This window comes from Sphingorhabdus sp. YGSMI21, assembly GCF_002776575.1.
Lineage (GTDB): Bacteria > Pseudomonadota > Alphaproteobacteria > Sphingomonadales > Sphingomonadaceae > Parasphingorhabdus.
Map to the genome: position 1 here is coordinate 79,608 of NZ_CP022548.1, position 21,599 is coordinate 101,206.

Sequence of the window (21,599 nt, forward strand, 5' to 3'; positions counted from 1 at the left end):
AATACTTCATGCAATCAATTAAGAGAATTGTAATCATTGGGAGCGGGACTGCTGGGATCAATCTAGCGCTAAATCTGCGCCAGAACGGTTTCGCAGGGAATGTCACGGTATTTGGTACCGAGCATCACGATCCCTATCAACGTCCGCCGCTTTCGAAGAACTGGTTGCTATCCGATAACGATCCCAGCCCCATTCCGTTGCGTCCAGCGAGCGCTCTTGAGGAAAATGAAATCGTGCTCAGGCTGGGCCAGGAGGTTGCCCTGATCGACCGCAAACGTGCTGTGATTGTGACCGAAACTGGCGAGGAAATTCCTTATGATAGGTTAGTATTCGCCACGGGTGCCGCGCCGCGTCGGCTCGACGTGCCGGGGGCGGATCTGAAAGGTGTTTTCTATTTGCGCAGCCTGGATGATGCTGCGGCGCTGCGGCGCGCGATGCGCGATAATTTGTCGGCCGAAGCGGTCGTTGTAGGCGCTGGGGTGATTGGCCTTGAAGTCGCCTCGGCATTTACCACCCTTAATAGACCCGTGACGGTGGTCGAGGCGGGTGCACGCGTCCTTGCTCGGGTCGCATCGGTTTCGGTCGCGGCGCAAGTGACGCAACGACTGGAAAAGGCGGGCATACACTTCCTGTTTGAAAAGGCGGTCGCCCGGATCGAAGGCGAGTCCGGTTCGGTAAAAGCTTTGGAGCTAGCCGATGGAACTCGATTGCCCGCCCAGCTGGTTATCATTGGAATTGGAGCGGTGCCACAGGAAAGCCTTGCACTCAAGGCTGGACTTACGTGCGATGACGGTATACTGGTGGATGAGGAAATGCGCACGTCGGATGAGCACATTTATGCAATTGGTGATTGCGCGCGGGGGCCGAATGAATTCGCGCGAGGCAAAGTCCGGATCGAGACGATCCATAACGCTATGCATCAGGCGAAATTGGCGGCCGCCAGCCTGTGTGATAAACCCGCTCCCGCTCCGGCCGTGCCGCGTTTTTGGTCCGACCTTGCTGGCATGAAGCTTCAGGGTCTCGGCATTCGCTCCGATTCGGAAGTGATCGAGGAGCAACATGGGGAGAGCGAGGATGCCGGCGAATATCATCATTTCGAGAACGGCCAACTCGTCGCGACCGAAACAATCAATCTCCCAATGCGGCAGAACGAGTTCGCCTCGCTTATCGTATCCCGAGCTCGTACTGACACCGAATAGTCTGTGAGTTGTTCCCCGTCAGCACTTATGTCACCAAATTGATGTTGTGATTTAAGGAGTGTTTTGGTTTCATCGTAGTGACGAAGGAACGAAGCTCACGGCAAATCAAACTTCATTTCGAACGATGTTGGATGATCATCTGAAAGAACGAGCAACAAAAATGTTGGGGCAAGATAAAATGTCGAAAGAGGCCATATCGGAAGCATTGGGCTATACCGACCGGACCAGTTTTAGCCGTGCGTGCAGACGGTGGTTCGACATTTGAGGGCCACCTCGAAAACCAGGCCCTTCCCTTGGGGATTAAAATCCGGTTCAAGGATGCTGAGGCAGCGAGGGAACTTGGATCATGGGCCAGCTGGGATTTTTTGATTTGCAGCAGCGGCATTAAGGTCTGGACGCAAAGTCTGATCCTTTGGTGGCGATATTGGCAGCGGTGCCGTTTGAGCTGTTCCGCGTGAAGCTGAAGGCGGCGCTGGTGAAAAGCGGTCTACCCAAAACGGCGGATGATCGCAAGAATGCGGCGGGCCGCAAGCCTTGGGATGAAGTGCTGATCTTCAAGGCCTTGGTGTTGCAGGCGCTCTACAATTTGTCGGACGATGCGATGGAATATCAGCTGCGGGACCGGCTCTCCTTCATACGGTTTGTTGGCCTTGGCCTTGAGGACGCGGTGCCCAATGCCAAGACGCTATGGCTGTACCGCAAGGCGCTGGTCAAAGCGGGAGCGATTGAAGGCCTGTTCCATCAGTTTGACAGCACGCGTCACTGCTGTGAATGGCAGCGTGCTCAAAACATGTTATAGCAACTGTATCGTTCACGCTGTTTGCTCCATCCCGTTTATTTGTGAGCGACACAACGCGTTTAGTATCCGACGGAAAAAAATTTGTGGAATTCCGAAAGCTCTAGCTTGTAGCGTCGAGCGATGTCTTTGAGGTGATCCATCCGTTAATATCGCTTTCTAGCCACCTGACGCTGTAACCGCCTATTGAATGAGGCCTAGGAAATTTCCCATCGTCCATCCAGCGATAGATGGTTGATCGTCCTAGTCCGACACGGTGCTGGACTTCTTTCAGACGGAGCAAACGTGCCGCAGGCGGATCTGGCAGTTTATTTGGCTCAATATCAAGCATATCCGCCTCCATGTGCGCGATCGAAGCCATCGCCCAGAAGCGTATCCTTCCGGGCGAGGTCGTCCATGTGCTCAGCGAGCAGTCGCGCGACGCGTTGAGCAGTCCCCTTCGCCCAATGCGGTTTGACACCGTGGAGGTGATCACCAAGCTGGGTTTCTAGGACATCTGGCAAATGGCGAACCAGTTCTTCAAAAAACAAGGCTAGGTCCGTTTGCATCCAGCGTGATGCCTTGTCCTGATCTGAAGCCAGATAAAGAAGCAAATGGGCATGCGGCGATGCGCCGCTACCATATAATATACGCAAGGCTTCACTTACGGTAGCTTCGCGCTTGCCTGCCAGAATACGGCGCATCGTGCCCCGGTCTATTTGAGCCTCGCTAGCAATGCGCACTTGAGAACGGCCTGATGTCGATGCTGCCTGATTGAGCAGCTTAGATACACCGGCCTTAATATGCGCTTCGGAAATTCCATTGGTTTCGGTCATGTTATTCATCCTGTCTTTAAGAGAACGAATCACCTTATATCTTGAAGGCGCACCTGTAGGAAAACAAAAAGAACATAAATAGAACAAATAGGAAATTACGAATCAACTGATCCGGGTTTCCTGTTCTGTTAAAAACAGCTTCTGTTTAAATGAGAACAACTGCTGTGCTGGCCTGAACAGTTCCGGGCAGATTAGCGCAATCGCTGTTCGGCTATGCCCATTTTCCTTCCAAATTGTCGCTTTTAGCTTGGGATACATCCAATTTGGCATTTCCTGTTTTCCTACAGGCGGGTCACTGACGCACATAGAACATACAGCGAACATATGCTGTTTCATGTTTCTCAAGCGAAAGTGATTTTCCATGATCAATACTACCCAAACAAACCGCCGCGCATCCGATTACCTCATTCCAGCAGCTATAGCGCTTCTCTGTGCAACGGCTGCCTATGCAGGCGCGGACAATACCTTTGATCCAGCGCTGGCAAAATTTACTGACTTTCTAGAAGGTTCTGGCGGTAAGATCATTACCGTTCTTAGCCTGGCAGCCGGTCTCATTGGATTAGCGTCTGGGCGTTTTTCCCTCGGGCAGATCGCCGTTCCCGTCGGCGTCGGTATCGGCGTCGGGACCGGCGTTCCCATCGTCACCTCTGTTGTCACGGCAGTCATTTAACGACTGCGCCCGGCAAGGAGGGCGGCACACATGGCTGACAGATATTTTTTACCAAGGCGACTTGATGACCCGGAACTCATCGGATTTTGGACGATCGACGAGTTTCTTGGCCTGATCATCCCGTTCGCCTGGGGCATATTAGCGCAGCATATTTTTGTAGGAATCGCTTTAGCATTTGTTGCCTGGTTTGCTCTTCGAAAAGCAAAATCCGGCGGCGCGAGCGCGCAGCTCCTCCATGCTGTCTACTGGTATCTGCCCGGATCGTTTCTGGGATTAAAAGCCACGCCGCCCTCCTACTGCCGACTTCTGGCCGGTTGAAGGAGGAGAAAATGGAAGCACAAATTGCACATCAGTCAGCGCAGCGCCTGCTGCGTCAACGCAACTGGCTGGCCCTCTTAGCTGCGGGGCTAGCAGTGACCAGTCTGGTCGCCATTACAGCTGGATCAATGCAGTCGCGTGAAGTCGTGCTGGTACCAGTGACCGGGCAATCTCTCACTTTGTCGAGCGCAGGCGTATCCCATGAATATTTAGAGCTCGTCACCCGCGATACCGCTCTCATGCTGCTCAACCGCAGCCCTGAAGGGCTTGATTACTGGATGGGGCAGATTCTCAAGCTAGCCGATCCCAGTGCCCATGGCCGTCTCAAATCAGAATTGGTCAAAATCGTTTCCGAACAACGCGGCTCCGATATTGCCCAGGCTTTTGTCATCCGTTCGCTCGTAATCGATCCAAAAGAACTCAAGTCCGAAGTGACCGGAACGCTCAAGACGTTCGTCGGCGCGCAGGTAATCGCCAGCGAGGAGCGTAAATTTGTCTTTCGCTGGACTTACTCCGGCCTTCGACTTGCGCTGACCGGTTTTGCGCAGGTCCCAACCGAGCGCGATCAACAAATTCAGCAAAAATCAATCGAAAAGGATGCCTCGTTATGAGCAGCATATTAACATCCCTGCCCGCCTGTCTTGTGGGCGGCGGCATGGCGAGCATCAGCTGGGGCGTTACGCGGCTTCCCGATACAGGGTTCAAAACTCTTGGCTTGGCATTACTTATTACCGCACTTTCGGTCAGCGCATCACCCGCTTTGGCGGACCAGTTTGTCGAAGCTGCGGACAATGCAAAGATTGACTGCACATTATCGCGCGATGAGCTGACGCGTATTGCTTTGGTTGGCGACGAATTCTCAAGCGTTTCAAAAATCGCTTCGGGCTATCCCTATAATGATTTCGGGGTAACGCACGAACCGGTGCGCGGCGATATCTATATTTCCGTACCGCCCAGCTTCGCCAGCGACAGCGTTAGTTTCTTCGCCACCAGCAAACAGGGCTTTGTCTATAAATTTGCCTGTCGCACCGCCCCTGTTGAAGCGCATCAGCTTTTCATAACCAATCCCGCCCTTGCAAAACCGGAGGCGGAGACATGGGAAAACGAAAGAAACGAAGAGCAGACCATCATCGCTTTGGTGAAAGCGGTGGCGGAGGGCGCAGCGCCTCCCGGTTATAGCGTGCATCAGCGGATGACGCGCCCGGTTCGAACCGGATCCATCGAAGTACAACTAATCGCGGAATATCGCGGCGCCAATTATAACGCTCAGCAATTCATTCTCACCAATCGCGGGAAAACCGCAGTCATACTCAATGAAACCGAGCTTGCGCCCAAATCCGCGCGCGCAATCTCCTTTGCCCAAAACACACTCAAGGCCGGAACAACCACATCCGCCTTTGTTGTCACCGCGACCCGGGGGACCGTCCAATGAGCGAGAGCAAAACTATAGCACCCGTTAAAGATGCGGATGCAGAACAAGGTAAAGCGCGCGCTGGCCTCAACAAGCAGATCGCGCGGCGGCAAAATATGCTGCTTGCCGGTATTGGCAGTCTCGCGCTTATCGCAGGTGCCTGGTTTCTGTTTGCCGGTGACGGCGATGAAAAAGGTACGCAAGAAAGCGGCATCATGACCATTGACGCTGGCAGTCTGGTCAACCGCAATCTCTCCCAGCGCGAGTTTGTCGCGGCTTATGAAAACCGGCTTAACAAGCTTACCCAGGATCAAAAGGCGCTCAAGGAAGCGCAGCTCCCAACCCGCGAAATCGAGGAACAAATTGAAGCGCTTCGGCTCGAAAACAGCGAAATGCGAACCAACGGACAAGCAGCTATCGATGCGATCTCAACAGAAAACGCGGGTCTGAAATCTCAGCTGAAAGAGAAAGCCGCAGCGCCGGCACCAGTTCCTCCGGCCTATGGTCCGCAAAGCGGAGATTTTAACCCGCAGTCTGCATCGCTTGGATCACCCGATGGTACAGAAATTTCGCCTGGCGGTTCTCCATCCGGCGCAGTTAAAATACTCAATTTCGGAAGCACCGAGCAGGGATCAAAATCGGCCAAGAAGCGCACATCGGAAACATCACCGCTGCTGGTTGAAGACAGTCCGGAATATCTACCACCCAATAGCTATGCACCAGCAAAGGTCATTGTCGGCGTTGATGCCTCGGTGGGAGTTGCCAGTCAGAGCGATCCGCTTCCAGTGGTATTGCGTATCACCGGCCCTGCCCGGTCTGTGGTCAAAAATGGTAAGTTGCTCACCACCAATATTACCGGATGCATCGTCAACGGCGCGGCGCGCGGCGATCTCTCGGCTGAAAAAGTCTATGTGAAGCTGGCGCGCATGACCTGCAATCAGCCCGGCGGTCGTGTCGCGGTCAGCGAGGTTAAGGGGTTTATCAGCTTTGCCGGTAAATCCGGCGTGCGCGGACGCGTTGTCAGCCGCGAAGGCAGTCTTGTCAGCCAAGCGCTGCTTGCCGGGATTGTCGGCGGGTTCGGGCGCGGCTTTTCGGCCAATGCCAACGGCATATTTTCCGGTCAGATTGGCGCGGACGGGAAACGCGATAGCCTTTCGGGCGCGGACATATTGACCGGCGGCCTTGGTCAGGGCGCTGGCGATGCCGCCGATACCGTCTCCAAATATCTCATCGAACGAGCCGAACAATATCAACCTGTCGTCGAGATGCCGACCGGCATCGATGTCGAGATCGTCTTTCTCGACGGCGTCCATGTAAGGAGAGAAAAAAAGTGATCTTTTCCAATTTCAAAACCGAGATACGGACCTTCAAGTCACGGGCGACCGCAGTTGCGCTTGCAGTCGCCAGCGGCGGGGTCGTCACAGGCCTTGTTGCTGCCAGCTTCATCTCGGTTCCAGCCAATGCAGCAGCGGTGCTTCAGGAAGTACGAACCGCAATTGAGCTGCGCCTGCCCAAAACACCAATCACCAGCCTCACCTGCAAGGGATTTGGCGGTCTGTGCGAAGTCGTATCAGAAAAGACATTATTCTATATCGATGAACGCGCGCGTTATCTATTTGTCGGGCGTCTGTACGATATGGAAAGCCGGGCAGACCTGACGGCTGCCAAACTACTGGAGCTTAATCCGGACCTGCTGGTCGCAGGTTCCGCGGGTGCAAATGACACTGGACCAACGGCCTCAAAACAGCCCGCCGAAGAACGCGCATCCAAAGTTCCCGTCGCGGACTTAACGCCATCAGGCGCCGTCCATTGGGGGGGCAAATCCGGCCCCAACCTCATTGTGTTTTCCGATTTTCTTTGCAGCTATTGCAAGCGGCTGACCGCTGAACTTAAAAAAGCGCATGTGCGCGTCGAAGAGCGGCCAATTTCGATTCTGGGCGAAAAGAGCCGAAAACTGGCCGAAGCGGTAATCTGTTCCAGTGATCCTGCCAAGGCGCTACATCAAGCCTATTCCGGCGAAACGCCAAAACCACAAAAATCATGCGACACATCGGGTCTTGATGCCAATGAGGCCTTTGCACGAAGCCACGGTTTTTCCGGGACGCCGGTCATGGTGCGCGCAAGTGATGGCGCGGTGCTTGAAGGATATCGCGGCGCTTCTGAAATCCGCGCGTTCCTCGGCTCAAATGCAAAAGGTGCAAAATGATCCGGGCGCGTTTTCCATTGGGCGTGTTAGCGCTGTCATGCGTCTCACTATCATCCTGCGCCAGTCTGGGCAGCAATATAAGCGGCAGTTTCGATTGCAAGGCGCCGGGCGGCAGCTGCGCACCGACATCGCAAATTGATGCGGCGGCAAGCGTGGCAATGCTCGAGCAATCTCAGCCGAGCGGCAGGCGAAACCTGATATCGGCGGCGCAAACCGCGCGGACCGGCGAGCGTGTGCTCAAGATTGTCTTTCCCGGATTTGTCGATGCGTCGGGCAATTTGCATGAAGCCCGCAGCGTGCATGTAATCACGCGCACTCCCGACTGGGCTGCCACATTGGCTAGTGGTGATACTAATATCGCCAAGCAAATGGCGCGCGATATAGCAGATCAAGCCAAGCTAGCATCCAAAGACAATTCTGGTGGCGCTCTTAGCGCAGACGATGGCGCCAGTGAAGCGCCGTCAGAATCAATGGACGCCACTGACCCATTTCTCAAAAGTTCTTATAATTTGCCCTCGCGTGGTTCGTACCCCTTGACCGTACGAGAGGCAATTGCCGGTGCAAACATGCCGGCAATCGAGGGGTTCGATGGGCTCCCTCCCCCAGCAAGTCGAACCCCTCACCCTGTTTTGGAGGCATTCCCGAAGGATGGTCTACCGAGTATTGAGGCCATTGAAGCTGCCAAAATACGCGGGAACAACAGACTGCCCAGCCTGGAGAAAGGACAATGACCTTCTCCATTCCATCTGCGCGCGCAAAACTATTGTCTGGCCTGTTTGGTGATCAGAAAACCGCTGACCATGCAAAGCCAAGCATCGCGCTCGATATGCTGTCAGACTGGCTTCCCTACCGGGTATTTGATACCGGACCGCGGCTGTATCGCAATGCGCGCTCCAAAGGATTTATTTTATCCGCCGCGCCGCTGATTGGAGCGGATGAACGCACCGGTGAAATATTGGGGCAGTTTTTTTCCGAAGGCATGCCCGAAGGCGCGTGCCTGCAGATATTACATTTTGCCAGCCCCCGGATTGGCCGGGTGGTCGCGCCCTGGTTTGCCAAGCGCTATGCGCAGGGCGGCGTATATGAAGCAATGGCGCGTCATAGATCAAAACGTTTGTATGATCTGGTCTGGGAAAGCGGTTCTGCCCATGCGCCGTTTCATGCCCGCTGCCATAATCTGGTTATCTCGCTGGGCGTTCCAGACACCGCAAATGTTGATGATAATGAACTCGCGCAGTGCCGTGAGGGACTTATCGGCGTGCTAACCTCGCTCGGCATTGATGCGGGTGAAATGGAACCGCAGGAACTCATCGCGCTGGTTGATGATCTGACCTCTCCTACGACGGCGCCGCAGGAAGACCGAACCGAATATAATCCGCTCGATGATATCGCCAGTCAAGCCATCCGCCGTGATATTGAACTCGAAGTTGAAGATGACCGGATGATCCTGCGCACCGAGCGGTTCCGGGAAATCGGGCGCGGCGCTGATGGCACGCCTGAGATCGGCGCTATCTATCCCGATGCCTTCGATATCCGGCATTTCGGCGTCCGGCAAATGCCCGAACGATGGGCGCCGTGGGAATGCGCGCGGCTAATCGGTGACATGTTTACAGACAAGCTACGCTTCCCCTGCCCGGCTGCGACCATGCTTTGCTTAGTCTATCCCGACCGCGAGGGCGCGTCTGCAAAAGCCGGTTTCAAATTTATGCGCACAACCAGTCTCAGCCAATCCAAGAGCGCGCGGTTTCTGCCCAAGCTCGCCCAGCAATCTGCCGAATGGAGCCATGTCCAGGCAGAATTGCAGGCTGGCAAAAGACTGGTGCAACTTTTTTACGGCGTGACCAGCTATTCGCCACTCGGCCTCGGCGATGCACATGAACGCTCGATCAAGGCTATCTACAAGGCTGCTGGTTGGGATTTGGCCGATGAGCGCTTTCTCCAGCTCCACGGGCTGATCGCGGCCATGCCCATGACGCTGGCGGATGGTCTTGCCCATGATCTCAAACGTTTAAAGCGCCTCAAAACCATGCTGTCGACCAGCGCGGCCCATATTGCGCCATTGCAGGGCGAGTTTCTGGGCGGGCCATTGCCACATCTGCTGCTGGTCGGCAGGCGCGGGCAGCCATTTTACTGGTCGCCATTTGAAAATGACGCCGGCAATCATAATGTCGCGATCTGCGGAAAATCCGGTTCCGGAAAATCGGTGCTGCTCCAGGAAATGTGCGCGAGCCTTAGAGGCGCAGGCGCGAAAGTTGTTGTGATTGACGACGGGCGCTCGTTCGAACATTCGGTTAAATTACAGGGCGGTCGTTTTGTAGAGTTTACGCTCAAATCCGGTTTCTCGCTCAATCCATTCTCGATGATTGACGATGTGCGCGCTGCCGAAGACGATGATTATAAACTCGACTGCATCGCGATGATCAAAGCGATTGTCGGCCAAATGGCGCGGCACAGCGACCGGCTTACCGATACCGAACGCGGTCTGATCGATCAGGCAGTCACTACAGTTTGGGAAGCGCTTGGCAGCGGCGGAACCATCAATGACGTAGCAGCGGCGTTCGCAGCCATTTCCAATCCTGTCGCGGATGATCTGGGCGTTGCCATCGGTCCCTATATGAGCGGCGGTAGCTATGGCGGCTTTTTCGAAGGCCAAGCCAGTATCGCACTCGATGATGATTTTACCGTATTTGAAATGTCTGATCTGGCAACGCGCGAAGAGCTAAGATCGGTCATTTTGTGCGCAATCATGTTCATGACCAGCCAGGCGATGACCCAAAGCCCGCGCAGCACCAAAAAACTGCTTCTGATCGATGAAGCATGGTCTTTGCTCAAAGGCGGTTCGATGGGCGAGTTTGTTGAGACCTACGCGCGAACGGCGCGCAAATATGGCGGCGCGCTGGCCACCGCCACGCAGTCACTCAATGATTATTACAAATCCGATGGCGCAACCGCAGCGCTCGAAAATAGCGACTGGATGCTGGTGCTACAGCAAAAACCGGAAACCATTGCAGATTTCCGCAAGAACGACCGCCTCGACATGGATGATCGCACCGAAACGCTGATCCGCAGTTTAAAACGTTCGGGCGAGGAATATAGCGAGGTCTTTATCAAAGGCCCGGATAGCGAAGCAGTTGGTCGGCTAGTTCTCGATCCCTATTCCGCCTGCATCTATTCTTCTTCGCCCGATGTTTATGCTGCGATCGAGGCTGAGCAGGAAGCGGGTGCTTCTCTGGCACAGGCGATCGCCCGCGTGTCCGGTGTTGGCGCCGACAATCGGAAGGGCAAGCACAATGCCTGACAAAACCGATACGCTGTTTGATTCTTATCTTTCCCTTGGGACAAGCAAGGACCGGCGCTGCAATCGCGCTCCGTTCCCACTAAAGCAGTTTTTTCAAACCTCTTGCCACATCATGGTGGAAACATCGCTATTCGCGATCAGCTCGGTATTGATGGCGCTCGGCCTGCCGCTGTGCTTTTTCCTGCTGTTATCGGGCTGGGATTTGCTCGGGCTGTTCACGCATCTGGACAATTTGAGCTGCCGCTATCTCGAAGCGGACGGAATGCGCAGATTGGCGTTTTCCAGCGACCTCAAAATCATATTCTTTGGGTCTACTGCTCTGATCGCGGCGCTTCGGATGCCAGGATTTACCAGGCGGATAGCGGGTGCCTTTCCCGAAAGGAGCAAGATATGAGCAAATTTGCAATTTCACCAGAGCATCTGCCAAGCGCGCGATCCGTTATCATGGTCCTTCTGGTCACGGCTGCGATTTTGTGGATCATCTGGGTCAGCTTGCGTCTGATCGAGCCCAATAGACAACAAATAGTGCAAGTCCGCATGTCCGAGATCATGCGGGATTTCATTGACGGGGAGGCAAAGGGTGATGCTGATCCCGAAGTCACCCGGCAAGAAATTGCCCGGTATCTCCAAGCAACCGAAGCGGCGGTGGATGATTTGGGTCGTAGCGGACATGTGATTTTGGTTGCTGAAGCCGTGCTTTCAAAAAATACGCCCGATGCCACGCCGCAGCTCAAAACCAAAATCGCCCAAAAACTGGAAAACGACAGCCGGGAGAAACCGCAATGAGCGCTCTCATATCCCGCCTGAAACGCCCGCTTGTTCTGGCAATGCTGGCAGCGATCCCGTTGCTCTACGCGCCGATAGCCAAATTCAGCGACAACCATGCGCTCTTGATCAATGCCAGTCCCAGCCTGCCCAACTGGGCATTCTGGCTGGATAAGAATTTTACCCCTTCTCGGGGCGCGTTGATATTCTTCGAGCCACCGCGTTCAGAACTACTCATCAATCACTTTGGCGCGAAACCGCAGATCTTCGGAAAGCGGATATTGGGCATGCCGGGCGATCGGGTTCGCCATGACGGCAAAAATGTCTTTATCAACAATAGGCTTGTGGCGCGAACCAAACCCAGAACCCGTAAAGGGGCAGCGCTTACCAAAGGTCCAGTAGGCATCATTCCGGGCGGCTGCTATTATGTCGGAACGTCCCACAAACATGGCTTTGATAGCCGCTATGGCGAGATTGGTTTCATTTGCGCGCCCCGGATTATTGGCACCGGGAGGGCAATATTGTGAACAGACTATCTTTGCCTTTCCTCATTACGGCCCTGCTGTCGTCACCGGCATTGGCGCGCGACTATGGCCAGCAGGGTACGCATTTCCCGATTATCGAACCGGATTTACTCGAACAGATTCAGTCGCGCCTTCAGACCATGGACAAGAACGGTGACATTGACCGGCTCAACCAGAAACTCAAAGCGCGCACCATCGCAAGGGTAAACCGGCCTAAACCCGTTGCGGGGTTGATCAGAGCAGAAAAATCCACAACGCGCCTGTTCGATCCGACCATCACATTGCAGGCCGATATTTTTGGTCATGATAAACGCAGGATCTGGGCCAAAGGAACCAGGGTCAATCCCCTCGATACCGTTCCTCTGCGCGCGGCATTGATATTTCTAGACGGCGATGATCCAGCCCAGCTCGAATGGGCATTTGCGCAAAAATCAAAGACTGCGAAACTCATTCTGACGAACGGCGCGCCGCTCAAGTTGATGAAAGCGCGCCAAAGGCGATTCTATTTTGATCAAGGCGGAAAACTGACCGCGCATTTCGATATTAAAGCACTACCGGCGATGGTCGATCAACAGGGCCGGATGCTGCGCATCCGGGAGTTTGCGCTGTCCAAAAAGCGGAGGCCAACCCAATGACAAAAAGCTTTTCAAAAATATTCAGATTTAAGCCCGCATTACTATTATGTCTGCTGGCATTCAGCTTGCTTGTCTCAGCCCCGGCTCGCGCCGATGCGGGGCCGGGCCGCTGCACCGGTAAATTTGTCAATCCGATCACCGATATCTGCTGGTCGTGTCTTTTCCCGCTGTCGATTGGCGGCCTTGATATCTGGCCATCAAGCAGACCTGATCCTAAAAATCCTACCTTGCCCGTTTGTCTGTGCGGAATACGACCCGGCATTGCCATGGGGTTCTGGGAGCCGGTCCGGCTTGCCGATGTCAGCATGAAGCCATGGTGCTTTGTCAATCTGGGCGGGCTCAAGATCGATCCCGGGTTTGACATTGGATATCGTTCAATCTCAGGGCCATCGGCCATTGGCGGGGCCAGCCAATATTATTCTAGCTGGCATGTCCATTGGTATGCCTATCCGCTGATCTACTGGATGGAGATTGTCGCCGATTTTCTCTGTCTCGAAGCAGGTTCTGTCGACATTCTCTATATTTCCGAGATTGATCCGCTGTGGCAAGACAGTGAACTTACCGCGATCATCAATCCAGAAGCAGTTCTGTTCGCCAATCCGCTGGCGCTCGCTGCGTGCGCGGCCGACTGTGTTTCTGCCACGGTCAATCTGCCGCGCGATGAACTCTTCTGGTGTGCTGGCTGTCAGGGTTCAATGTATCCGATGAACGGCAATGTCTCGGCGAGCATTGGCCATGTCCAGGCCTCCCGGCTCGTCTTGTCGCGCTTTGCGTATAAATTACACCGCCAGCTGGTGTCCTGGGGAACCATGGGCAACAAAGGCCTGTGCGGCAAATATCTCATGCCGATCATGCGCAAGCAGCAATATCGCCTGCAGGCTACCAATCCCAATCCGGCGACAAAGGGCCGCTATGCCTGCCCGCCCATCGGAGCCTCCACCACCTTTCAATCTGCCGGACAGGTCATTCCCGCCATTGGCGAGGACATGGGCTATCTAGTCTGGCGCAAACGGAATTGCTGCGCATTATGAAGAACTTCGTTCTCTTTTCGGTTTTGTTCACGATCTCCGCGTCCACCGGTTTTGCCGCTGCGCAAAGCGTGAACTCGGACATACTCGATATTGAAGCCATACGGGCGTCCGCCAAAACCTATTCCGCCGAGGCAGAAGCACTGGCGGAAAATGTCCGTTTGCGCAGCGAAGATTTGCGTAGCGACGCCCGTCAGACACAAGACCAGGCGCGGGCTAATCACGAACGATATACGCAAACTGTCGAGCGGAAACATGCAAACAACAAAGAAAACAACATGGATGAAGTCTTCGATTTCGACCGGATGATTTCGGATCATGCAAAAATGGCTCAGGCCAAACTCGGTGACGCACCGCGTTTCATTGCCTTTGCAAGCTTGTCGATGCCGTCGCAGTCTTTGAAAAAACTCGTTCGCGACACATCGGCGGCAGGCGGGGTCACGGTGCTGCGTGGTTTCCCCGGTGGCAGCGCCAAACAGCTGACAAAAATGCTGACCGCTATGGCCTCGGACGGCGAGCAATTATCCGCGCTCGGTATTGATCCCAGACTATTCCGGGCGTTTGATATCAAGGCTGCGCCCAGTTTCGTAATGGCCTCATCCGATTTTACGCTCTGCGATGGTTTCAATTGCACAGGCGCTGTCCCGCCCCATGACCGGATGACGGGCAATGTCAGCGTAGAATATGCGCTCGAAACATTTGCGGGCGGCGCTGGTCCCGGATCGCGTCTCGCCGCGCTGCACCTTGCCCGCCTGAAGAAGGAGCGCTGAGTGATGAAGTTTCTTAAATGCCTTGCCCTCGTTGTCACGGTCATCAGTTTCTCCGCCGGATCACCACTGGCGGCACAGGACCGCGAGGCGGCCAGGAAAGAAGGCAAAGCTTTTGCCAATCAACAACAGGGACGCGCCCGCGCAAATGCAAGCACGCAGCCCGATGCGGCGCGTGTTCCTGGATACACATCAAATCCTGCTGAGGCGGATTATGCCGATAATCCGGAACGCATTGAAGGCGATGCAAGGGCCGCAGCGCGCAGCCACGAGGGTATGAAAGCGATAAAGGACTCCAATGCCCGGCGCGCGAAGTTTGAGATAGATGAAATCAAAGCGGTCACTGCGCGGTCTAATTCGATCAACGAAGACCCACTTGCCTATACCAGCGGTATGGAAATTGGCGGGGCGGAAGGGCGCTGCGTTCCGCTACCGCCCTCTCCAGGATCGCCGGGCCGTTATACGGCTACCTGCAATAGCGGGGTGGCGCTGGAAGAAACAAACGAGAGTTGCAGCATCTATCTAAATGTAAGGGTCGAGCAGCGGACCCAATATCATTATCTGTGCAGCGATATCAGTCCTTACCAATTTGGCGGCGTCCCTTCTTGCGAGATATTTAACGCAAATGGATGCCGGAGGGCCGGAATACGTCCAGGACCGTGTTTGCAATGGGGCGGAAACCGTGAACAGGATCGATACTGCGTTGAACCCGGCGAACCCTATGTTGAAATGAGCTGCAGCGCGCCTGTCGCGGGAGAAACGCCTTACGCGACATCATCTGAAAATATTATTCAGGAAAACCAAAATGATGCCGCTTGTCGGACTTTTGCCGAAGATGCCGATTGCGAACAAACAGCCGAGACTTGCAGCGACAGCGACCCTGTAACCCGCATCATAAACGGTGTGCCGGTCACAAAACCCTGTTGGGCATGGGAGCGGGCCTATCAATGCAATGCCCGGCGCGCTGCCAATGATTGCGAGGAATTGGATAATAATCCGGCTTGCCAATTGCTCCGCGAGGATTGTCTAAGCGAAGATAATCCCTGCTCGACCACCGAATGGGTTTATGATTGCCCGCTTCCAGATACGCAAGGCTCGGGTAGCCAATATATTTGTGACGGCGATGTCTATTGCATCGACGGATCATGTGAGACGATTGAGCGCGAAGCGAATGACGAGTTCAAGGATGCCGCTGTTGCGCTTCACGCGATGGACGATGCGCGCGGACAATTTGATCCCGACACATTAACGCTTTTCAAAGGCGAGCGCGAGACGTGCGGCTCAAAAGTCTTCGGGGTGCTTAATTGCTGCAAGGGCAAAGGCTTTCCGCTCATTCCCGGCATTAGCCTGCTAGTTGCGCTGGGCTGCGACACGCAAGAGATCCTTCTTCACCAACGCGATGCCAATGGACTGTGTGCCTATGTCGGCAGCTATTGCTCAAAGAAAATCCTCGGCATCTGCATCACCAAGAAGAAAGCCTATTGCTGCTTCACATCCAAATTGTCGCGTATTTTGCAGGAGCAAGGCCGCGCGCAGCTTCCCAAACCTTGGACTCGGGCGAAAGACGAACAATGCAATGGATTCACAATCGAGGAATTCGCGCAGCTCGATCTTTCAAGAATGGATTTTTCCGAAATCTATTCGGAGTTCACCGAAGCCGCCCGCCTGCCCGATGAACTCGAAGCGGCCAATGATATTCAGCAGAAAATTCAAGATTTCTATGAAAGATCAGGCCCATGAAAAATGTTTTTGGCTCCACGCTTCCCCTGCCCTTGACGCTCGGTGGAATGGCCGTGCTTGTCCTTGCAATAACGTTGCTTATGGATGCCGCCCTCAGTCCGGCATTCGCGCAAGGCGCTGCATCCAAAGCAATTGATCAACAAACCAATATGACGCGAACCAGCGCGGATGAACTCTACTGCGAGAAACGGAAACTGGGATTTTGGTTCTATTGCACCAAGCCGAAATCGCCTGAAACAGAAACACTTCAACCAGAACCGCAGTCAAGCGCAAGCGAGCAACTCGATGCGGTCACGAAGGAATTGCGTGAGCTTAAAGCCAAAGCCATCCTCGAACCAACCCGCAAGAATGTCATCGCTTATATACGCTTCCAACGTGAACAACTTGATCGTGCGTCACTGTTTTCAGACGTTTGGCAGCGCGCAATCTGGCAGCAACCGGATCTCGACTATACGCTCGAGCGCCCGGTTTCCACACTCGCCAAAAGACAATGGCAAGATGACCGGAGCGCTTCACGTGATACCGTCATGGCCAATCTTGGGAAACGCTACGGGCTGTTTTACTTTTTTGCTCAGAGCTGCGGAGCCTGTGAGGTCATGTCGCCAATCGTAAAATCAGTATCGGGTCGTTGGAAACTGACCGTTCGCGCGATCTCAACCGATGGCGGACCGTCGCGGCATTTCCAAAATTACACCGTCGAAGCTGGTCAACGTGCGCGCATGGGATTGAAGCCTAAAATCACCCCTGCCCTGGTGCTGTGGGACAGCGCGCAAAGCCGGGCTATTCCAATCGGCTACGGCATCATTTCTGCTGATGAACTGCAGGATCGTATTTATTTACTCACATCAAAGGAAGCCGGACATGATTATTAAAAAAGCGATCGCTGCGATCACAGCTGCAAGTCTAATCATCGCTCCCGTGTCTGCTAATGTCGGAGACAGCATGGACCGGTTCATGGATGATATGGGCGGTGCTGCTAATGTCACCGGACCCACGGCGTTCGAGGGTCAGTCAGCAGGCTATTATAGTCTCGGCAATGTCTGGACGCGCTTTCCCCAGAAGACGACCAATATTGCTAACTTGCAGCTCCCTTCTGCCAAGGCGGGCTGCGGCGGCATTGATATTTTTGCAGGTTCGTTTTCTTTCATCAACGCCAGTGAGATTGTCGCGATGCTCAAAGCCGTGGCGAACAACGCGGTTGGCTTTGCCTTCAGCCTTGCCATCGACACCGTGTGCCCGGAATGCTCAAAGATCATGCAGGAGTTCTCGCAAAAAGCGCAGCTCATGAATAATCTCAACATCAACAGCTGTGAAATGGCGCAGGGTTTGGTGGGCGGTATCTGGCCGAAGGGTGATCTAGCTGACAAGGCAATCTGTGAAGCGATTGGTAACTCGGAAGGCGTATTTACTGATTATGCTGCCGCCAAACATGGTTGCGGTACGAAAGGCCAGCGCGATTCCACAAATGCGGGCGCGGGCGCGGATTATGCTGATGTGCATCCGGGCGTCGCGCGAAATTACACATGGCATATCCTCAAGAAATCCGCCTTCTTCAATCCGGGCGGCACATTTGACCGCGAACTCGCAGAATATGCGATGACGCTCATCGGGACTATTATATATGTACCGCCCAAAGACGCATCTCCTGGAAAATTTGTGCCGTTCGCCGGCGATGCCTCCTCGACATTAGTAACTGCATTGCTGGACGGCACATCGGGACAGACCATCAAGGTGTTTGATTGCGATGAAGCCGATCAATGCCTCGATCCAACGTTTCGCAATATGAGCCTTGCTAGCTCTAAAGCCATTCGCCCGCGCGTGGCCGCGCTGATCACCAGCATGGTCGAAGCTATTCGCGCCGACACGGCGATCGGCAATGCCGAAAAGGAATTGCTGCAGGTCGCATCGGTGCCGCTCTATAAAATTCTGACCGTTCAGGCCGCTTATGGTCGCGGCATGCCTACCGATGACCGCGAGACGCTTGCTGAAATCGCCTCGGTTGATCTGCTCTTTGCAGTGCTCGAACGGATTGTTGGCGAAGCGGGACGTTCGATGTCCACCTTCATCGGCGCGGACGAGGCCAAGCTCGCGATGTGGCAGGGTCAAATAAACGAAGTGCGCCACGCCTTGGCGGATAGACAATCTAACAGTCAGGCCAAGGTCAGCGCGATCATGCAGATTATCGAAAAGACTGCGATGATCGAAAATATGCTCTCCGCTTCCATGTCACCCTCCATGGCAGCAGCCCTCGACTGGTCGCGCGCGGTTCAAAACCGCTCGCTGACACCTTGAGCGGAGTATCAGCTTAGATGGTCGAGATATTCACAATTGGCGGCGGCGAATATATCGTCAATGTCCTCAACGCCGTTGCGGCATGGACCGGCGCGGGCGGATACAAAAGCCTGATCCAGGTCGCCATGGTCATGGGGCTAGCATTTTCGGTGATAGTGGTCGCCTTCAATCAGGACTGGCGCGCATGGCTCCACTGGTTTTTAGGCGCAACGCTGATCTACATGTGCTTGATGGTGCCGCGCCTCGATGTCCATGTCACTGACCGCATCAATCCATCACTGGCACCAGCCGAAGTTGCCAATGTACCATTAGGCCTTGCACTGATGGCAAGCTTCACCAGTCAGGTTGGCGATTATCTGGTTCGCTCCTCGGAAACAGTATTCGGGTTACCGACCGATCTGGATTATTCGAAAAATGGAATGATCTATGGCTCGCGGCTATTCGATGCGACGCGCAGTTTGCGTATTTCTGATCCTGAATTTGCCGCCAATCTCGACGAGCATTTTCGTCAGTGCGTATTCTATGATCTACTGCTCGGTCGCTATTCAATGAAGGAACTGTCAGCAAGCGATGATATCTGGGCAGTGATTGCACCGGGTAGCGCAGCGCGCGCGCAAAAGTTCCTGACACGCAATCCCGATGACAGTGTAAGCGCCAATATCATAACTTGCCGCGCGGCTTACAATGATCTGAATTCTCAGTGGGTCGCAATGATTGATGAGATGGGGACCATCTTTGGCCGCCAACTCTATCCTAAACAAACCGCAGCGCTTGCCAAAGCAAAGCTGTTTGCTGATTTGCCTATTGCATATAGTTATTTGAGCGGGGTTTCCAAAAACGCCAGCGAGATATTCCGGCAAGTGCTGACCATCAACGCGATGAAACAGGCGATGCACGGAATGGCCGGCTCCAGCGGCACTTCAAGCGTTGATGTTTTTGCCCAGACCCGTGCTGACATCCAGACCGAGCGTACATACTCATCCATCGCCCAAAATGCGATGAAGTGGGTGCCCATTCTCAACATCGTACTGACGGTGGTATTCTATGCGCTGTTTCCTGTGCTGTTCCCGCTTTTCCTGATGCCAAAAACCGGACCAACGGCATTGCGGGGCTATATTACAGGCTTCTTCTATCTTGCTGCTTGGGGGCCATTGTTTGTGATATTGCACATGATCCTGATGTTTAAAGGCGCATCTGATGTTGGCGGCGCAGCCGGCGGGACAGGTCTTAGTCTCGCAAACTTCTCGGGAATGGTTGATGTGAATAATGATATTGGCGTGCTTGCTGGATATCTTGTTGCCTCCATTCCGTTTCTTGCTGGCGGTATCGCCAGAGGCGCGCTGGCAATCTCAGGCCAAGCGACTTCCTATCTTAATCCATCGCAAAATGCAGCAGAGGAAGCAGCGCGCGAAGCCAGCACTGGCAATGTGTCGCTTGGCAACAGCAATATTGAAAATTCGAGCGTGTTTTCGAAACAATTTGCGCAAGGGTCGATCGCGCCGAACATTTCTTATGGCGCATCGCAGACACGCGGATTCAGTGATAGCGGGACGCAAACAACAAGCTTTCCCGAAAATTCATTCGATCAGGTTCCGAACTCTTCCTATCCGTTCACCCCAACATTGGGGCAGGATTTCACCTCTAGGCTTTCCACGCTGGCATCGAGCAGCCGATCACAAAGTGAGACATTTTCCAATCTTGCCCAGCAATCGACTAGCTCGGCAGTGACCCGGTTCAACGAACTCAGAAATACCTACAGCCAGGGGAGTTCTTCGGAAACCGCTGTCGGTACAAACGAGAGCAACAGTGTCAACAATGCGTTCAGCGAAGTGGATTCTGCATCGAGAAACTTGCAGCGGCAATATGGACTGTCTCGCCGCGCGGCGGACGATATATCCGTGTCCTGGTTTCTGAATGGTGATGGAGCTCTAGGCGTGAAAGGTGAAAAGGGAGCTGGAAGTGCTTCGCTAGGTATCAAGGGCGGGCGCAATCAAAGTTGGACGGATAGCGACATTGGAATTGCGTCGGAGGACCGTAACCGGATTATGGGCAGCATGAACCAGATTTCTGATAGCCGGAACTGGTCCAATACCCGTGATGGATTTGTGCGAAGCGTCAGTTCGAGCAGCAGTTCTGCGATCTCCAGCAGCGCATCTGGTCTCACGACATCGCTGACAGAAGCGCAAAGCTATACGGTTGAAGCCAGACGCGCGGAAGAAATTGCCAGTCGCTTGGAAGATCAGGCAACATGGTATGAAAGCAACAGTGCCGCTGGATCGCTCAACCTTAGCCAAGCGTACCGCGAATGGGGCATGGCGGAGATTGAGGGCAATCGCGATTACTACGGCAATGCACGATTTGATGATATCAACTTCCAGCTCAGCGCAGAAGGTCAGGAACTGCAAACGCGCTTTGTAGCCGGTTATGCGGAAAGGCTGCACGATGATATTGACGATAAGCTAACCTTGCCGGAATTTGCGCCCGTCCAAAGACCAAATATCGGTAGTGCCTCTGATGTTCGCGGAAGCGTTTCGACAGGCGGTGGAGGTTCAGGATCGGTCGGTGCAGCGCCGGATGTTGGCGCAATAGGGGATGAAGTAGCCGGTGCTCAGTCGCGTGGAAAAACGCGGGTCGGGATTGTTGAGGATGCGATGAAACGGAAAACCAGAAATGCGCGCGGTGCGAGTGAGAAAGCAGCAGACGATATCAAGGAATGGTAGGTGATTAGAATGATATCCAGCCGTCATAGATCGCTACAAAAATCGCAAAAGCGATAAGTCCGATAAAAATCGTAACTAGTTTCAATCGTCCCCAAGGGTCAGCCCAAGTCTTTTTCCATGTATAAGCAGTCAGACGGTTTTCTGCGAGCGCCTTGTCAATTTCCGACAAACCGGGCCAGTTTTGTTGATCGTCAGATTGTGTGTTTTTATCCTCGGTCATTTTTCAGTCTCCAAGATCATGATTCACCCGGAACCAAGCCCCCTCTTCTCTCAGACCATAGCGGAATTCGAGTGCACAGTCATTTTGAAATTAACTGGTCAAATTCGGCCAATCCAATGTTCCAACTTGAGTTTGCAGCCAATGCCGTCATTATCTCCGTTCATGAAGTTAAGATATCTACGGATGAAACATGGG

The 21,599-nt window shown here is 54.0% G+C and carries 22 protein-coding genes and 1 pseudogene; 20 read left to right on the forward strand and 3 right to left on the reverse strand.

The genetic code is table 11. The annotated features are described in order from the left end of the window. The first annotated feature begins 8 nt into the window (after positions 1 to 8). Together CHN51_RS00400 and CHN51_RS00405 are read left to right on the forward strand one after the other, a co-directional pair. Entirely contained in the window at positions 9 to 1,199 is a 1,191-nt protein-coding gene (locus CHN51_RS00400) for an FAD-dependent oxidoreductase (RefSeq protein WP_206169921.1), read from the forward strand. A 391-nt stretch (positions 1,200 to 1,590) separates the two neighbouring features. Continuing rightward, positions 1,591 to 1,950, forward strand: a pseudogene (locus CHN51_RS00405) (transposase); the annotation flags it as partial. Positions 1,951 to 2,098: 148 nt separating this feature from the next. On the opposite strand, the gene CHN51_RS00410 reads toward CHN51_RS00405, so the two are convergent. Next, positions 2,099 to 2,326, reverse strand: a complete 228-nt coding sequence (locus CHN51_RS00410; protein WP_089134615.1) for an AlpA family transcriptional regulator — start codon at positions 2,324 to 2,326, stop codon at positions 2,099 to 2,101. Next, entirely contained in the window at positions 2,319 to 2,810 is a 492-nt protein-coding gene (locus CHN51_RS00415) for a hypothetical protein (protein ID WP_100092264.1), read from the reverse strand. Before CHN51_RS00415 ends, CHN51_RS00410 begins: the two co-directional genes overlap by 8 nt. 361 nt (positions 2,811 to 3,171) lie before the next feature. On the opposite strand from CHN51_RS00415, the gene CHN51_RS00425 reads away from it, so the two are divergent. The 18 genes from CHN51_RS00425 to CHN51_RS00510 all read left to right on the forward strand — a co-directional run bounded on the left by CHN51_RS00425 (position 3,172) and on the right by CHN51_RS00510 (position 21,184). Next, entirely contained in the window at positions 3,172 to 3,480 is a 309-nt protein-coding gene (locus CHN51_RS00425; protein ID WP_100092266.1) for a hypothetical protein, read from the forward strand. 30 nt (positions 3,481 to 3,510) lie between these two features. Next, a complete protein-coding gene (gene traL, locus CHN51_RS00430; RefSeq protein WP_100092267.1) occupies positions 3,511 to 3,798 on the forward strand; it encodes a type IV conjugative transfer system protein TraL in 288 nt (95 codons plus the stop codon). Positions 3,799 to 3,809: 11 nt separating this feature from the next. Then, positions 3,810 to 4,409, forward strand: a complete 600-nt coding sequence (locus CHN51_RS00435) for a type IV conjugative transfer system protein TraE (protein ID WP_100092268.1) — start codon at positions 3,810 to 3,812, stop codon at positions 4,407 to 4,409. After that, on the forward strand, positions 4,406 to 5,230 hold the full coding sequence (locus CHN51_RS00440) for a type-F conjugative transfer system secretin TraK (protein ID WP_100092269.1): 825 nt from the start codon (positions 4,406 to 4,408) through the stop codon (positions 5,228 to 5,230). The genes CHN51_RS00435 and CHN51_RS00440 overlap by 4 nt, the downstream gene beginning before the upstream one ends. Beyond that, positions 5,227 to 6,543: a TrbI/VirB10 family protein gene (locus CHN51_RS00445; protein ID WP_100092270.1), complete on the forward strand. Its 1,317-nt coding sequence runs from the start codon at positions 5,227 to 5,229 to the stop codon at positions 6,541 to 6,543. The genes CHN51_RS00440 and CHN51_RS00445 overlap by 4 nt, the downstream gene beginning before the upstream one ends. Before the next feature lie 137 nt (positions 6,544 to 6,680). Then, positions 6,681 to 7,415 carry a DsbC family protein gene (locus tag CHN51_RS00450; protein ID WP_240616813.1) on the forward strand — a complete coding sequence of 245 codons (735 nt, stop codon included), beginning with the start codon at positions 6,681 to 6,683 and terminating at the stop codon, positions 7,413 to 7,415. Next, positions 7,412 to 8,146 (forward strand): conjugal transfer protein TraV, encoded by a 735-nt coding sequence (locus CHN51_RS00455; protein WP_123906197.1) that lies wholly within the window; start codon positions 7,412 to 7,414, stop codon positions 8,144 to 8,146. The genes CHN51_RS00450 and CHN51_RS00455 overlap by 4 nt, the downstream gene beginning before the upstream one ends. Continuing rightward, the gene (traC, locus tag CHN51_RS00460) at positions 8,143 to 10,713 is read left to right on the forward strand and encodes a type IV secretion system protein TraC (protein ID WP_100092272.1); all 2,571 of its coding nucleotides are present in this window, start codon (positions 8,143 to 8,145) and stop codon (positions 10,711 to 10,713) included. Before CHN51_RS00455 ends, traC begins: the two co-directional genes overlap by 4 nt. Further along, on the forward strand, positions 10,676 to 11,107 hold the full coding sequence (locus CHN51_RS00465) for a hypothetical protein (protein ID WP_123906198.1): 432 nt from the start codon (positions 10,676 to 10,678) through the stop codon (positions 11,105 to 11,107). Before traC ends, CHN51_RS00465 begins: the two co-directional genes overlap by 38 nt. After that, complete coding sequence (locus CHN51_RS00470) at positions 11,104 to 11,499, forward strand: TrbI F-type domain-containing protein (protein ID WP_100092274.1); 396 nt, start codon at positions 11,104 to 11,106, stop codon at positions 11,497 to 11,499. The genes CHN51_RS00465 and CHN51_RS00470 overlap by 4 nt, the downstream gene beginning before the upstream one ends. Next, entirely contained in the window at positions 11,496 to 12,005 is a 510-nt protein-coding gene (locus CHN51_RS00475) for a S26 family signal peptidase (protein ID WP_100092275.1), read from the forward strand. The genes CHN51_RS00470 and CHN51_RS00475 overlap by 4 nt, the downstream gene beginning before the upstream one ends. After that, on the forward strand, positions 12,002 to 12,637 hold the full coding sequence (gene traW, locus CHN51_RS00480) for a type-F conjugative transfer system protein TraW (RefSeq protein WP_206170064.1): 636 nt from the start codon (positions 12,002 to 12,004) through the stop codon (positions 12,635 to 12,637). Before CHN51_RS00475 ends, traW begins: the two co-directional genes overlap by 4 nt. Next, positions 12,634 to 13,668, forward strand: coding sequence for a conjugal transfer pilus assembly protein TraU (traU, locus tag CHN51_RS00485; protein ID WP_240616814.1), 1,035 nt, complete (start codon positions 12,634 to 12,636; stop codon positions 13,666 to 13,668). The genes traW and traU overlap by 4 nt, the downstream gene beginning before the upstream one ends. Continuing rightward, complete coding sequence (trbC, locus tag CHN51_RS00490; RefSeq protein ID WP_100092276.1) at positions 13,665 to 14,435, forward strand: type-F conjugative transfer system pilin assembly protein TrbC; 771 nt, start codon at positions 13,665 to 13,667, stop codon at positions 14,433 to 14,435. Before traU ends, trbC begins: the two co-directional genes overlap by 4 nt. A gap of 3 nt (positions 14,436 to 14,438) precedes the next feature. Beyond that, on the forward strand, positions 14,439 to 16,172 hold the full coding sequence (locus tag CHN51_RS00495) for a conjugal transfer protein TraN (protein WP_100092277.1): 1,734 nt from the start codon (positions 14,439 to 14,441) through the stop codon (positions 16,170 to 16,172). A gap of 149 nt (positions 16,173 to 16,321) precedes the next feature. After that, the gene (locus CHN51_RS00500; RefSeq protein ID WP_240616968.1) at positions 16,322 to 17,044 is read left to right on the forward strand and encodes a conjugal transfer protein TraF; all 723 of its coding nucleotides are present in this window, start codon (positions 16,322 to 16,324) and stop codon (positions 17,042 to 17,044) included. Then, entirely contained in the window at positions 17,034 to 18,464 is a 1,431-nt protein-coding gene (locus CHN51_RS00505) for a conjugal transfer protein TraH (RefSeq protein ID WP_100092278.1), read from the forward strand. Before CHN51_RS00500 ends, CHN51_RS00505 begins: the two co-directional genes overlap by 11 nt. 17 nt (positions 18,465 to 18,481) lie before the next feature. Further along, positions 18,482 to 21,184, forward strand: a complete 2,703-nt coding sequence (locus tag CHN51_RS00510) for a conjugal transfer protein TraG N-terminal domain-containing protein (RefSeq protein ID WP_100092279.1) — start codon at positions 18,482 to 18,484, stop codon at positions 21,182 to 21,184. 4 nt (positions 21,185 to 21,188) lie between these two features. Here CHN51_RS00510 and CHN51_RS00515 read toward each other — a convergent pair whose 3' ends face one another. Continuing rightward, a complete protein-coding gene (locus tag CHN51_RS00515; RefSeq protein ID WP_100092280.1) occupies positions 21,189 to 21,404 on the reverse strand; it encodes a hypothetical protein in 216 nt (71 codons plus the stop codon). Positions 21,405 to 21,599: the final 195 nt, after the last annotated feature.